Consider the following 13400-nt stretch of genomic DNA (forward strand, 5'->3'; position numbering starts at 1 on the left):
ACATGAAGGTCGACCGGCTGGACGTCACGGCGTACACGGTGCCGACCGACGCCCCCGAGGCGGACGGCACCCTCGCCTGGAACGAGACGACCGTCGTGGTGGTGGAGGCCCGCGGCGCGCAGACGACCGGGCTCGGCTGGACCTACGCCCCCGCGGACGCCGGGTCGGTGGTGCACGACCTGCTGCGCGGCGAGGTGCTGGGGCGCTCCCCGCTGGATGTGGCGGGGGCGAACGAGGCGATGAGCCGCGCGGTGCGCAACGCCGGCCGCCCGGGCCTGGTGGCCTGCGCGATCTCCGCGGTGGACCTGGCACTGTGGGACCTCAAGGCGCGGCTGCTGGGTGTGCCGCTGGTCCGTCTGATCGGGGCGGTGCGCGAGACGGTGCCGGTCTACGGCTCGGGCGGCTTCACCACGTACCACGACACGCATCTCGCCACCCAGCTGACCGGCTGGGTGCGCGGACACGGCATCGACCGCGTCAAGATCAAGATCGGTGAGGACCGGGGCCACGCCGTCGAGCGCGACCTGGCCCGGGTGCGCCACGCCCGGGAGACCATCGGCCCGCACACCGAGCTGTACGTGGACGCCAATGGCGCGTACACCCGCAAGGAGGCGGTGCGGGTGGGCCATGCGCTGGCCGAGCAGGGAGTGGGCTGGTTCGAGGAGCCGGTGTCCTCCGACGACCTGGAGGGGCTGCGGGTCGTCCGCGACGCGGTGGTGTGCGATGTGGCGGCCGGCGAGTACGGCTACGACCTGCCGTACTTCGCCCGGATGGCGCCGGTCGTCGACTGTCTGCAGGCGGACGCCACGCGCTGTGGCGGCCTTACGGTATGGCTGCGCGCCGCCGCCGTCGCCGAGGCCCACGGTCTGGAGCTGTCCGCACACTGCGCGCCACACGCACACGCCCATGCGGCCGCGTGTGTGCCCAATCTGCGCCACGTGGAGTGGTTTCACGACCATGTGCGCATCGAGTCCGCGTACTTCACGGGCGCGCTCGACCCCACAGGTGGCACGGTACGGCCGGGGGCGAGCGGCGAGCCGGGACACGGCATGACCTTCCGGCACGAGGCCGCCACCGCGTATCGCGTGCTGTGACACACCCGCACATCTCCCCGTCCGTCCTCGTCCATGACGTTCCGGTTTCGGCCCCATCCGGCTGGCTACCCGCTCCGCGGAGCACCCGGAGCCGACACCCGGGGCCGAAAGGACGTGAACACCATGCAGATCGCCTTCCTCGTCGCGCCGGAAGGCACCGAGCAGGTGGAGCTCACCGACCCGTGGCAGGCGGTCCGGGGCGCCGGCGGCACGCCCCGCCTGGTGTCCACGAGGCCCGGCCGCGTGCAGGCGTTCCACCACCTCGACAAGGCGGACACCTTCGCCGTGGACCGGGCCCTCACCGATACGACGGTCGACGAGTACGACGGTCTGGTGCTGCCCGGCGGGGTCGCCAACCCGGATTACCTGCGTCTGAACGCGAGGGCCGTGGCCTTCGCCAAGGGCTTCTTCGACGCGGGCAAGCCGGTCGCCGCGATCTGCCACGCCCCCTGGACCCTGGTGGAGGCCGACGTGGTGCGCGGCCGGACCCTCACCTCCTGGCCGAGTCTGCGCACCGATATCCGCAACGCGGGCGGCACCTGGGTGGACGAGCAGGTGCGGATCTGCGAGAGCGGTCCCAACACCCTGATCACCAGCCGTAAGCCGGACGATCTCAAGGCGTTCTGCGAGGCATTCCTCGATGTGTTCGCCGGGCTCGGCAAGAAGGGAGCGTCCCGATGACCGATCGCAAGGAACGGCAGCGCGATATGTACCGCGCCGCCGACCCCGCCGAGGGGCCGCTGACCACGGACCAGGGGGTGGCGGTCGACCACACCGACGACTCGCTCACCGTGGGTGAGCGCGGCCCGACGCTGATGGAGGACTTCCACTTCCGCGAAAAGCTCATGCACTTCGACCACGAGCGGATCCCGGAGCGGGTGGTGCACGCACGCGGCGCGGGCGCGTACGGATACTTCGAGCCGTACGAGTCCTGTGCGGAGTTCACCCGGGCCGCCTTCCTCCAGGACCCGTCCGTGCAGACTCCGGTGTTCGTGCGGTTCTCGACGGTGCAGGGGCCGCGTGGCTCGTCGGACACGGTGCGCGATGTGCGCGGCTTCGCCACGAAGTTCTACACCTCCGAGGGCAACTACGACCTGGTCGGCAACAACATGCCGGTGTTCTTCATCCAGGACGGCATCAAGTTCCCGGACTTCGTGCACGCGCTCAAACCCGAGCCACAGAACGAGATCCCCACCGGCGCGTCCGCCCACGACACACTGTGGGACTTCGTATCGCTTCAGCCCGAGACCATGCACATGATGATGTGGCTGATGTCCGACCGGGCCATTCCGCGCAGCTTCCGCATGATGCAGGGGTTCGGGGTGCACACCTTCCGGTTCGTGGACGCGCGGGGCCGGGGGACCTTCGTGAAGTTCCACTGGAAGCCCAAGCTCGGGGTGCACTCGCTGGTCTGGGACGAGGCGCAGGAGTGCCAGGGCCGGGACGCGGACTTCAACCGGCGCGATCTGTGGCAGGCGATCGAGTCGGGCGAGTACCCGGAGTACGAGCTGGGGGTGCAGCTGGTCCCGGAGGAGGACGAGTTCACCTTCGACTTCGATCTGCTCGACGCCACCAAGATCATTCCGGAGGAGCAGGTGCCGGTCCGGCCCATCGGACGCATGGTGCTGAACCGCAACCCGGAGAATTTCTTCGCGGAGACCGAGCAGGTGGCCTTCCACACCGGCAATGTCGTGCCCGGTATCGACTTCACCAACGACCCGCTGCTCCAGGCCCGTAACTTCTCGTATCTGGACACCCAGCTGATCCGGCTGGGCGGGCCCAACTTCGCACAGCTCCCGGTGAACCAGCCGGTGGCCCCGGTCCGCACCAACCAGCGCGACGGCTACCACCAGACGGCCATCCACAGCGGGACGAGCTACTCCCCCAACTCGCTGGGCGGCGGCTGCCCGGCCATCGCCGGCGCGGACGGGTACGCGTTCTCCCACTACGCCGAGCGGGTCGACGGCGCCAAGATCCGCAAGCGCAGCGAGAGCTTCAAGGACTTCTACAGCCAGGCGGCGCTGTTCTGGAACAGCATGAGCGACTGGGAGCGGCGGCACATCGTCGACGCGTTCCGCTTCGAGCTGGGCAAGGTCGGCGCGGTGCAGGTACGCGAGCGTACGGTCGGCGAGCTGGCGCATATCGACCAGACCCTGGCCACGGCCGTGGCCGAGGGCATCGGGGTGGCGCCACCCGCCCCGGTGAACACCGAGCACAAGCCCGTGGCCTCCCCCGCGCTCAGCCTGGAGAACCTGCGCGGCGACGGCTCCATCCGCACCCGCCAGATCGCGGTGCTGGTCACCGACGGGGTGGACACCGAACAGCTCACCCAGGCCCAGGAGGCGCTGAGCGCGCAGGGCGCCGTCGTCGAGGCCCTGGCCGACCACGACGGGAAGGTGCGCGGCGCCGACGGAAACGGCTATGCGGTGGACCGGGCGCTGCCGACGGTCGCCTCGGTGCTCTACGACGCGGTGCTGCTGCCCGGCGGGCCGACCGGCACCCCGGAGCTGAGGTCGGACGAGAGGGCGATGCGGTTCGTCCGGGACGCGTACCGGCACGGCAAGGCGATCGGGGCGCTGGGCTCGGGCGTGGGCATCCTGTCCGCGCTGGAGCCGGAGGGGCTGCACATCGCCTCGGGCCATGGGCATGTGTGCGCGGACCGGGGCGTGGTCACGGACGCCACGACGGGGACGGCGAGCGAGGAGTTCACCCGGGCCTTCACCGAGGCCATCGCCGCCCACCGGCACTGGGACCGCCCCCGGCTGCCGACCTGCTGACCTGCTGACAAACCGGAGCGGGCACCCCGCCGACGAGGCGCGGTGCCCGCTCATCCGTATTCCGCGTGTTTTCAGGCCTCGCGGCCGAGGAGCGCGAGCAGCCTGGTCTGGGCGTCGGCCCCCGACGGGGGCTCGACGGCCGCGGCGAACATCCCGCTCTTCTCCAGCTCCGCCGCGTACGGAGCCACCGCCCGCACCGAGAAGTCGACCAGCGGCTTCGGGATCCGCTCGTCCGCCCCGATGGCCCGGGACAGATCCCACGCATGGACCGCGGCGTCGATCGTGATCTCCGCGCAGTACTCCGCGGCGGGGCTCTCACCGTAGGAGAGCTCGACCGTCCGCTCCAGGGCCCCCGGGGCGGTGAACGCCTCGCGGGCCGCGGTGGCCGCCTTGTCCCAGGCGGCGACGGGGTCATCGCCCAGCAGATCGCCCTCGAAGCTGTCGCCCTGCTCGGCGATCGTCTGGCCCTCCCGTACCAGCGGCGGCACCCACATCTGCTCGACCGCCAGATGGTTGACCAGATCGCGTACGGTCCACTCGCTGCACGGCGTCGGGTCGTCCCACTGGTCCGGCCGGATGGCATGCACCCGCTCGGTGAAGAGATCCAGCGCCTCACCGTGCCTGGCGAGCAGCGGATTGCCGCGGCCGGACCGCTCAGCCTGCCGATCCTGTTCCCGATCCCGTTCCTGGTCAGCCATGGCGTCACTTCCTCTCGCGCAGTCGGGTGGCGGCGAGCGCGCCGCAGGCCCCGGCGGCCACGGCGGCGGCCGTGAGGGTGAGGCCGGGACGGTGGCGGGCGAGCCAGGGCTGCACCACATGGCGCGCCGTCCGGTCGTCGAAGCTGCCGTGCGCGCCGAAGTCATGGCCGTCGGAGCCGTCCGCGGGCAGCCACAGGTTGCCCGGGGCGCTCGGGTCTGCGGGTTCTGGGCGCTGCTGGCCGTCGAAGCCGGTACGAGCCAGGTAGCGGTCCAGCAGGCCGGGGACGACCTTGTTGGCCAGCAGGGTGGCGGTGGTGCCGCCGCCGACCCAGTACTCCCGGCGCCGCGGGTGGTCGGCCGCGTACCGTACGGTGCGGGCGGCGACCTCGGGCTGGTAGATGGGCGGCAGGGGCTGGGCCTTGTGCGGCAGGCGGGTCAGCACCCAGTCGAACTGCGGCGTGTTGACCGCCGGGAGCTGCACCATCGTCACCCGCACCCGGCTGCGGCGGTGCAGCAGCTCGCAGCGCAGGGACTCGTGCCAGCCCTGGATGGCGTGTTTGGCGCCGCAGTAGGCGGACTGCAGCGGGATCCCGCGGTAGGCGAGCGCGGATCCGACCTGGACGACGGCGCCCCGGTCGCGGGGCAGCATATGGCGCAGGGCGGCGCGGGTGCCGTTCACAAAGCCCAGGTAGCAGACGTCGGTGATCCGCCGGAACTCTTCCGGGCCGATCTCGGTGAAGGGCGCGAACACGGCCGCGAAGGCGTTGTTCACCCATATGTCGATGGGCCCGAACTCCTCCTCGACCTGCACCGCGGCCTCGTCCACCGACTTGTGGTCGGCGATGTCGAGCGGCACGACCAGCGCCTCTCCGCCGCTCCGGACCACGTCTTCGGCGGCGGCGGCGAGCCCGGCGCCGCCGCGGGCCAGCAGGGCCACCCGGTCACCCCGGTCCGCGAAGGCACGGGCCGTGGCCCGCCCCACGCCGGCGCTGGCGCCGGTCACCACCACGACCTTGGGCCGATGGCGGACGGGATTTATCGGCTTATCGGTCATATAACGACAGGTACCCCTGCCCCGGACGGCCTAACACGGCACCCGCCGCGCCACGCCACGGACGCGAAGGGGGACGCAAAGGCAGGCACAGACACGGCATCGGGCGCGGGCCCCTGAACTCCCGCACCCGATGCCGCTCCTCACTCCCGAATGGCCGCTCGGCCGACCACTGAGTCCCCTCCCCCGGGCGCGGTCAAACGTCGTGTCGTTGGCCGCGCGGAGGGTACGCGATGAGGACGGGGGAGGACGCGGGAGGACCAGAAGCGAAGCGAGGACGATGCCATGCAACGAGGCAGCAACCGAATGAGCGCCCACAAGGACGACGAGTTGAAGCACGAGCTTCAGGAGCTGATGCGCTCGGGCCGCCCCACCCGCGTCGACGAGTGGCACGACCCCGAGCCCGGCGCCGACGACGACCCCGCGGTCGCGACAGGACCGGTGCCACCCATCGGCGGCATCGGCGAGTCCGAGGCGCTGCGGTTCGAACTGGCTCGCCATCTGGGGCGCACCCCGTTCCCGGCCAAGCGCGGGGCCCTGCTGCACGCCCTGCACGCGGCGCACGCCCCGGACCGGCTGACCGAGCTGGTGGCGCAGCTGCCCGACGACCGCACGTACCGCACGGTGCAGGAGGTCGTCTCCGGGCTGGGCCTGCACCCCAGGACGTAGCGCCCGGGGCACATCCCCTTCGACCGAATAATGAGACGCGTCTCTCGCGATACGAGATGGCGGCGTACGGTGGCGACAGTCCATCAGGTCGCCTCGAAGGGGAGCCGAGCCATGCCCGACGACGCCAGCCCAGCCACCGCCACCGCCGTCTACACGCACGGACACCATGAGTCGGTGCTGCGCTCACACACCTGGCGCACCGCCGCCAACTCCGCCGCGTATCTGACCGGCCTGCTCAAGCCCCATATGCGGATCCTGGACATCGGCTGCGGCCCCGGCACCATCACCGCCGACCTGGCCGAGCTGGTCCCCCAGGGCGAGGTCATCGGGGTGGACGCCGCACCCGGCGTCCTGGAGCAGGCCCGGTCGGTGGCCGCGGAGCGCGGAGTGGCCAATGCCCACTTCGCGATCGGCGACGTCCACAACCTGGACTACCCCGACGATTCGTTCTGCGTCGTCCACGCCCATCAGGTGCTGCAACACCTCGGCGACCCGGTGGCCGCGCTGCGCGAAATGCGCCGGGTGTGCAAACCGGGCGGCATCGTGGCGGTGCGCGACTCCGACTACTCCGCCATGACGTGGTACCCGGCCGTCCCCGGCCTGGACGACTGGGCGGCCCTGTACCAGCGGGTGGCCCGCGCCAACGGCGGCGAACCGGACGCCGGCCGCAGACTGCTGTCCTGGGCCCGCCAGGCGGGCTTCACCGACATCACCGCGACCGCCGGGACATGGTGTTACGCCACGGCCGAGGAGCGGGCGTGGTGGAGCGGCCTGTGGGCCGACCGCACCGTCGCCTCGTCGTACGCCCAGCGGGCGGTGGAGGCCGGCCACGCCACGGAGGACGAGCTGCGGCGGATCGCGGACGCGTGGCGGGAGTGGGGCGCGGCGGAGGACGGCTGGTTCACCGTCCTGCACGGTGAACTCATCTGCCACGTCTAAGCCCGTACGACACCCCTACCACGCACGGCGCGCGGGCTCACGCCCCGTATGACGCCCGGCACCTCGTCAACTAGGCTCGCCCGCATGGACATTCTCGGGACCTCGCTACGGGTGTGCGTCAATGATCTGGACGCGGCGATCGCCGTGTACGAACGGCTGACCGGCGCCGAGGCGCTGCGCTTCCAGCGCGGGGGTGTCGCGGTGGCGGCCGTCGGCTGCTTCTTCCTGATGAGCGGTCCCGAGGCGGAGCTGTCCATCCTCCGCAAGGTCACGGCGACGCTCGCGGTGACGGACGTGGACGAGGCGGTGGCCGATCTGAAGGCGGTGGGCGCGGAGATCATCGCCGGTCCGCTGCCCACCCCGATCGGCCGCAACCTGGTGGCCCGTCACCCCGACGGCTCGGTCTTCGAGTACGTCGACCGGAACCCCGGCCAAGCCGCCTGAGAGACCGTTACGCGGGCCGCATCCGGAACTCGTACCGCTCCGGGAGCGGGTGCTCGGCGCGCGCCCGCCCCCGTACGTCGTCGGTCACCGGCTCCCCGCTGCCCGCGACGATCCGCTCCGCGATGGCGTACCAGGTGTCGCTGAGGGTCTCGTCGCCCTCGCGCAGATCCGCCACTTCGAAGCCCTCGTCGAAGATCGCCCGCGCGGCCACGGCATCGCCCTGGGCCAGCAGCACCTGGGCCATGAGCAGCCGGAAGCGGCCACGCTCGCGGACGGCTGGGCGCAGCCCGTCCAGCACCGTACGCGCCTCCCCGGCGCGCCCCACCGCGAGCAGCGCGGCCACCGCCTCGCGCGCGAGCGCGGCCTCGGCGGCCTCCGCCGTAACGGATCCCGTCGCGACGGGATCCGTTACGGCGGGATCCATTACGGCCGGATCCGCGAGCGCCGCCCCGCCGCCAGGCGCGCGCCGGGCGGCCACCCGCGCCTCCAGGGCTCCCACAAGCTCCGGAGCCCGGTCCTCGGCGAGGATCAGGTCCATCGCCCGCAGCAGCCGATCCGCGGCACGCGCCGGATGGCCGGCAGCAGTGTCGGCGACGGCCAGGCAGCGCAGCGCCCACGGCGTCTCCGTACACCGCAGCGACCGTTCCCAGCTGCGGGTGGCCTGCGCGCGGTCGCCCGCATGCCACTGGGCCACGCCCAGGTGGTATTCGGCGGCGGCCGTGGAGGGCGCCGACTCCAGGAGGTCGCGCCAGGCCGGGGCGGTCAGGGAGCAGCCGGGGTCGGCCGGGGGTTCGCCCGCCGCCCAGGCCGGAAACGCGCCGGTGCGCAGCAGGCGGCGCCACGGTTCCTGGGGCTCGCCGAGGGTGTCCGGGTGGAAGGGGGTGCCGGGCAGCCGGTAGCCGGCGCGCTCCACCTCCAGCGCGCCCCAGCCGGAGCCGGTGGCCAGCCGCTCCCCGGGTTCGGCGTCGGCGTACGGGCGCCAGGCGGCGTAGGCCGCCGCCACGGCGGCGCGTGGCGCGGCGGACTCGAGCCGGGTCTCGACCTCCCGCCGGGCCGCCGCCCAATCCGCTCCGTGGATCGCCTTCGGGTCGGTGGACAGCGGTCCGTACGCCTCCAGCCAGGCGAACTCCTCCCCCGCCTCCAGCCGGACGTGCTCCAGCTGGGTGCGGGCGAGCCCCGCCTGGATCTCGGCGTAGCCCGGGGTGCCGGGCTCGGTCAACCACCGCTGCCAGCGCCGGCCGCCGGGCCCCGCGCCCCACAGGAAGAGCTTGCGGCCGCGCAGCTGGTCGGTGGAGGTCTGGACGAGGCCGTGGCCTTCCTGGTCGAGCGATGCGATCCAGGGGCGCACGTCCGCGGGCAGGTCGTAGAAGTAGTCGGCGGGGTAGTCGCCGTGCAGCGGGTACGTGCGGTCGGTGCCGTCCCACTCGGGGACGGGGACGTGGCGCAGGGTGCGGCTGTAGCCGAAGTGCCAGGCGGCGTCGGCGGGGGCGAGGACGCGGGTGCCCGCCGCCTCCGGGACGGCGATGTTGGACCACCAGTAGACGGGCGCGGGCTGGTGGTGCGGGTTGCGGATCCGTACCCCCACATACAGGAAGTCGGAGTCCTCGGGCAGCCACAGGTCGACCTGGAAGGGCAGGTCGCGCAGCCGCTCCCACTCCCACAGCCGCACCATCTCGCCGCCGTCGGGCGCGGGGACGCGGGCGGCGTGCAGCGGGGCGCAGGCCAGGGTGGTGTGACCGGTGGCGCCGATGTTCCACTCGATGCCACCGGAGTACCAGGCGCCGCTGAGGCCGAAGTCGGCGGGCTGCAGCACCGGGTTGCGGTAGAGGAGTTCACGGCCGGTCGGCTTGTGGTGGAGGGAGTGCACCCGGCCGCCGAGGCCGGGCAGCACGGTGGCCCGCAGCCGGTCGTTCTCGAGGACGACGGCGTCGAGCCCGGCGGGGGCCCGCCCGCGCCCGTAGCCGTCGCGCAACCGCACCGGCAGCACCGAACTCAGCGGCTCGTACGCGGCCTGGCGGGCCATGTCGGCGGGCAGTGTGGCGCGCGTGGGCTCGTCGATGTGGTGCACCTCGCGCGGGAGCCGCAGCGCGGGCAGGGGGTTCTCGGGCCCGAGCGGGGCGGTGGGAAGGGTCAGGGTGGTACGTCGCAGGCTCGTCGCCACGGGCTGCCTCACTCCGACTGCCTCGGATCGCCTCCGGCTGCGGCGATCCTCAGGTGACCATGGAACAACGGCGCGGCCGACCTGAACAGAGCGTCAGCCCTGTGAGTGGAACATGTCGCTGGTGATGGCGTAGCGCTCGTGGTCGCGCCACGCGCCGTTGATGTGGAGGTAGTCGGGCGAGAAGCCCTCCAGCCGGAAGCCGTACCGCTTCACCAGCGCCAGTGACCCCTCGTTGCCGGGCTGGATGTTGACCTCGATGCGGTGCAGCGCGAGCGGCCCGAAGGCGTAACCCAGTACGAGCCCGAGCCCTTCGGAGACATAGCCGTGCCCGGCGTGGGGCGCGAAGGCCCCGTAGCCGATGGTGCCGCCCTGGAAGGCGCCGCGGACGATGCTGTTGACGTTGATGAAACCGGCGATCGCGTCGGTCTCGGGCAGGCAGACCAGGAACCCCTCGTGGTCGTCCCGCTCCAGCTTCGTCATGAAGGTGTCGAAGGCATCGTCGGTGGAGGGCGCGGTCAGCCACGGGTGGTGGAGGGCGGCGCTGGTGCGGGCGAGCCGGGTGAACTCCGCGCGGTCGGTCCGCTCGGTGTGGCGGATGGCCACGCGGGGTCCCACGGCTACGTACGGCGTGTCGGGCATCCGCACATCTAAGCCCGTCGGGCCGGCGCCCGTCCAGCAAACCCTAGGAAGCCTGCTCCAGCAGTGCGTACGCCGCCGCGTACCCAGGTCCATCGGCGGAGCCGGAGTCGGCGTCGGTGGCGGCCGCGGCGAGGTGGGCGGTGGAAAGGTCGGTCAGCGTCCAGGGGCCGACCGGCACCGACCGCTCGCCCGTGCCGACGTAAGCGATCGCCGGGTCCTGGGACAGACCGGTGCCGATGCCCTTGAGATACGCCTCCTTACGCGTCCAGCAGCGCGCGAAGGCGGCGGGGCGGTCGGCGGCGGCGAGCGCGGCCAGTTCGGCGCGCTCGGTGGGGTGCAGGCTCTGGGCGACCTGGTCCACGACGGAGACGGGCTGCACCCTCTCCACATCGGCGCCGATCGGCGAGCCCGCGAAGGCGAACAGCACCAGATCGCCGGCGTGCGACATGTTGAAGTGCAGCGGCATGCCGACCACGGCGGGGCGGCCGTGCGGCCCGCCGCAGCCGGGGCAGTCCTCCCGGGTGAACGGCACCGCCGCGGGCTCCATGTCCAGGTAGGCGCCGAGCAGTTCCCGCAGGCCCACATGCGCGGCCGTGTACCGCTGCTGGTCCTCCGTCCGTACGAACTTCGCGGCGCGCTCCCGCTCCTCGGTGTCGAGGATCTTGCCGGGCGCGCCCTGATCCATGGCGGACATGTACCGGGAGACGCTGAGCAGCCAGGTCTCGGGCGCGCCGGGCGGCCACGCTCCGGCCACGGCGGCGGGCAGCGGATCGCGGCCGACGACGCGCGACGCCCTTGGGGATGTCAACTCGCTCCTCCAGGTAAGTCGGTGAGGCGGGCTCGGATCACGCTACGCGGTTCAGTCGGTCAGCTCCAGGGCCGGAATGCCGGGCGGGGTCAGGCCGAATGTCCTCGCGTACAGGCCGAGTTCGGCCTCCACGGCGCGGATCATGGTGTCCGCCCGGCGGAAGCCGTGTCCCTCGCCCTCGAAGGTGAGATACGCGTGCGGGACGCCGCGCCCGGCGACCGCCGCCAGGAAGCGCTCGCACTGCACGGGCGGGCAGACCCGGTCGTCCAGGCCCTGCAGCAGCAGGAAGGGCGCGGAGACACCGTCGGCGCGGTAGGCCGGCGAGCGGTCGCGGTAGCGGTCGGGGACCTCGGCGAGCGGGCCGATCAGCGTCTCCGTATAGCGCGATTCGAAGTCGTGCGTTCCTTCGCCGGTCCAGTCCGTGAGGTCGAGGACCGGGTATTTGACGGTGCCGCACGCGTACAGCTTGGTGGTGGCGAGCGAGGCCGCCGCGGTCCAGCCGCCCGCGCTGCCGCCGCGGATGGCGAGCCGGGCCCGGTCGGCGCTGCCCTCCTCGGCCAGCGCCTCGGCGACGGCCGCGCAGTCCTCGACGTCCACCACTCCCCACTGCTCGCACAGCCGGTCCCGGTACGCGCGGCCGTAACCCGTCGAGCCGCCGTAGTTGACCTCGGCGACGCCGATGCCGCGCGAGGTGAAGTACGCGATCTCCAGGTCGAGTACGAGCGGGGCGCGGTCGGTCGGGCCGCCGTGCGCCCACACCACGTACGGCGGTACCTCTCCGTCGGGCGCGGTGTGGTCGGGGTTGTGCGGGGGGTGGATGTGCGCGTGGACCTCCCGGCCGTCCGGCCCGGCGAAGGTGCGCTCCACCGGCCGCGGGTAGTAGGCCGGGTCGACGGGGTCGGTGTGCGCCGCGCCGATGACCCGGGCGTAGCCGGTACGGGTGTCCAGCTCGACCACCTCGTACGAGCTGTGCGCGCTCGCGGCGACGCCGACCACCCGGCTGTCGGCCACGGCGAGCGTCGCCTCCCACTCGGTCCAGCGGCCCGGCGCGTCGGCCAGCTCGCCGCTGCGCGGATCGAGGATGCCGAGCCGGGCGGCGCCCCGCCCGTGTACGACGGCGATCAGCCCGCCGGGCAGCGGCGCGAACCAGCGCCTGCCGAGTGTCCACAACGGTCCGCCGAACTCCTCCAGGTGGTGGGGTCCGACCCTGGTGCTCGCGATGACCCCGTCGCCTGTCGTGTCGGGGTCGATGCGCTGCAGCTGCCACCAGCCGCTGAGGTCGGAGACGAACAGCAGGGTGCCATCGGCGGCCCACTCGACCTGCACCACCGACTCGTCGGTCTCCCCCACCACCGGGCGCACGCCCTGGAAGCGGCCGTCCTCCGTCACGTCCGCCACCATCACGACCGTGCCGTCCCACGGCATCTGCGGGTGGTCCCAGGCGATCCAGGCCACCCGCCGCCCGTCCGGGGAGAGCTGGGGCCCGGTGACGAAGCGGTGACGGACGTCGGTGAGCTCGCGCACCGCCGTACGGTCGTCGGCGGCCGAGCCGTCCAGCGGCACCGCGGCGATCACGCGGCGTACGTCGGTCGGCCCCTCGCCGGTGAACTCCTCCAGCACTCCCCACACTTCGCCACGGTCGGCGTGCAGCCGCAGATCCGCCCAGCGCAGCCCGCCGCCGACGGCCGAGACCGGGGTCAGCGGGCGCGGCGGGGCGCCGGTCGGGTCGTCCGGCTCGTACACGTACAGCCGCTGGTCCGCGAAGTGCGCGAAGACGACGAGCGGGCCGCCCGCCGGGCGGGGCACGGCGGTCCACGGCAGCCCGCCGTACTCCATGACCCTGCTGCGCACGTTCCACGGCGCGGGCAGCGCGCTGACCTCCGCGCCGCCGGGCCGGAGCCGCATCAGCGTGCGGCGGCCGCCCTCGTCGGGGCGCGGCGCGGTCCACCACACCTCGTCACCGACCGTGCCCACGTACTCCGGGCGGCCGCCGTGCGACGCGGCGAGCGCGGCGTCGATCGGGGACCGCCAGGCCCCGTAGGGGGTCGTGGCCGCCGTGTCGTCACCCATCCGGTCACCCATCCCGTCACCTGACTTGTCGTTCATGCCGTCGCCCACCC

Annotated in this window: 12 protein-coding genes; 6 read left to right on the forward strand and 6 right to left on the reverse strand. The window is 72.8% G+C overall.

Annotated elements, in window-relative coordinates; translation table 11 throughout:
* Positions 1–2 precede the first annotated feature (2 nt).
* The 3 genes from ACFV2X_RS21285 (at position 3) to ACFV2X_RS21295 (ending at position 3871) form a co-directional block, all read left to right on the forward strand.
* Positions 3–1094 (forward strand): enolase C-terminal domain-like protein, encoded by a 1092-nt coding sequence (locus tag ACFV2X_RS21285; RefSeq protein ID WP_385618833.1) that lies wholly within the window; start codon positions 3–5, stop codon positions 1092–1094.
* A 123-nt stretch (positions 1095–1217) separates the two neighbouring features.
* Positions 1218–1775, forward strand: coding sequence for a type 1 glutamine amidotransferase domain-containing protein (locus ACFV2X_RS21290; protein WP_385618834.1), 558 nt, complete (start codon positions 1218–1220; stop codon positions 1773–1775).
* Positions 1772–3871 (forward strand): catalase, encoded by a 2100-nt coding sequence (locus ACFV2X_RS21295; RefSeq protein WP_385618591.1) that lies wholly within the window; start codon positions 1772–1774, stop codon positions 3869–3871. Before ACFV2X_RS21290 ends, ACFV2X_RS21295 begins: the two co-directional genes overlap by 4 nt.
* Positions 3872–3942: 71 nt before the next feature.
* On the opposite strand, the gene ACFV2X_RS21300 is transcribed toward ACFV2X_RS21295, so the two are convergent.
* A complete protein-coding gene (locus tag ACFV2X_RS21300) occupies positions 3943–4569 on the reverse strand; it encodes a TIGR03086 family metal-binding protein (RefSeq protein ID WP_385618594.1) in 627 nt (208 codons plus the stop codon).
* A gap of 4 nt (positions 4570–4573) precedes the next feature.
* The gene (locus tag ACFV2X_RS21305) at positions 4574–5623 is read right to left on the reverse strand and encodes an SDR family oxidoreductase (protein WP_385618597.1); all 1050 of its coding nucleotides are present in this window, start codon (positions 5621–5623) and stop codon (positions 4574–4576) included.
* A 282-nt stretch (positions 5624–5905) separates the two neighbouring features.
* Between ACFV2X_RS21305 and ACFV2X_RS21310 the strand changes: the two genes are divergently transcribed.
* The 3 genes from ACFV2X_RS21310 to ACFV2X_RS21320 all read left to right on the forward strand — a co-directional run bounded on the left by ACFV2X_RS21310 (position 5906) and on the right by ACFV2X_RS21320 (position 7672).
* The gene (locus ACFV2X_RS21310) at positions 5906–6289 is read left to right on the forward strand and encodes a DUF2795 domain-containing protein (RefSeq protein ID WP_385618600.1); all 384 of its coding nucleotides are present in this window, start codon (positions 5906–5908) and stop codon (positions 6287–6289) included.
* 111 nt (positions 6290–6400) lie between these two features.
* Positions 6401–7228: a methyltransferase domain-containing protein gene (locus ACFV2X_RS21315; protein ID WP_385618603.1), complete on the forward strand. Its 828-nt coding sequence runs from the start codon at positions 6401–6403 to the stop codon at positions 7226–7228.
* Positions 7229–7312: 84 nt separating this feature from the next.
* Positions 7313–7672, forward strand: a complete 360-nt coding sequence (locus ACFV2X_RS21320) for a VOC family protein (RefSeq protein WP_089508994.1) — start codon at positions 7313–7315, stop codon at positions 7670–7672.
* Between the two features lie 7 nt (positions 7673–7679).
* Here ACFV2X_RS21320 and ACFV2X_RS21325 read toward each other — a convergent pair whose 3' ends face one another.
* From ACFV2X_RS21325 to ACFV2X_RS21340, 4 genes are all read right to left on the reverse strand, one after another.
* Positions 7680–9833 carry a DUF5107 domain-containing protein gene (locus ACFV2X_RS21325; protein ID WP_385618607.1) on the reverse strand — a complete coding sequence of 718 codons (2154 nt, stop codon included), beginning with the start codon at positions 9831–9833 and terminating at the stop codon, positions 7680–7682.
* Positions 9834–9926: 93 nt separating this feature from the next.
* On the reverse strand, positions 9927–10472 hold the full coding sequence (locus ACFV2X_RS21330) for a GNAT family N-acetyltransferase (RefSeq protein WP_385618610.1): 546 nt from the start codon (positions 10470–10472) through the stop codon (positions 9927–9929).
* 43 nt (positions 10473–10515) lie between these two features.
* Positions 10516–11280, reverse strand: a complete 765-nt coding sequence (locus ACFV2X_RS21335) for a 4'-phosphopantetheinyl transferase family protein (protein WP_385618613.1) — start codon at positions 11278–11280, stop codon at positions 10516–10518.
* Positions 11281–11331: 51 nt separating this feature from the next.
* Positions 11332–13350: a prolyl oligopeptidase family serine peptidase gene (locus tag ACFV2X_RS21340; protein WP_385618836.1), complete on the reverse strand. Its 2019-nt coding sequence runs from the start codon at positions 13348–13350 to the stop codon at positions 11332–11334.
* Positions 13351–13400: the final 50 nt, after the last annotated feature.

Source organism: Streptomyces sp. NPDC059679 (genome assembly GCF_042734105.1).
Classification (GTDB): domain Bacteria; phylum Actinomycetota; class Actinomycetes; order Streptomycetales; family Streptomycetaceae; genus Streptomyces.

Coding starts and splice junctions, on each gene's coding strand:
- ACFV2X_RS21285 (WP_385618833.1), top strand. CDS start 3: ATGAAGGTCGACCGGCTGGACGTCACGGCGTACACGGTGCCGACCGAC.
- ACFV2X_RS21290 (WP_385618834.1), top strand. CDS start 1,218: ATGCAGATCGCCTTCCTCGTCGCGCCGGAAGGCACCGAGCAGGTGGAG.
- ACFV2X_RS21295 (WP_385618591.1), top strand. CDS start 1,772: ATGACCGATCGCAAGGAACGGCAGCGCGATATGTACCGCGCCGCCGAC.
- ACFV2X_RS21300 (WP_385618594.1), bottom strand. CDS start 4,569: ATGGCTGACCAGGAACGGGATCGGGAACAGGATCGGCAGGCTGAGCGG.
- ACFV2X_RS21305 (WP_385618597.1), bottom strand. CDS start 5,623: ATGACCGATAAGCCGATAAATCCCGTCCGCCATCGGCCCAAGGTCGTG.
- ACFV2X_RS21310 (WP_385618600.1), top strand. CDS start 5,906: ATGCAACGAGGCAGCAACCGAATGAGCGCCCACAAGGACGACGAGTTG.
- ACFV2X_RS21315 (WP_385618603.1), top strand. CDS start 6,401: ATGCCCGACGACGCCAGCCCAGCCACCGCCACCGCCGTCTACACGCAC.
- ACFV2X_RS21320 (WP_089508994.1), top strand. CDS start 7,313: ATGGACATTCTCGGGACCTCGCTACGGGTGTGCGTCAATGATCTGGAC.
- ACFV2X_RS21330 (WP_385618610.1), bottom strand. CDS start 10,472: ATGCCCGACACGCCGTACGTAGCCGTGGGACCCCGCGTGGCCATCCGC.
- ACFV2X_RS21340 (WP_385618836.1), bottom strand. CDS start 13,350: ATGGGTGACGACACGGCGGCCACGACCCCCTACGGGGCCTGGCGGTCC.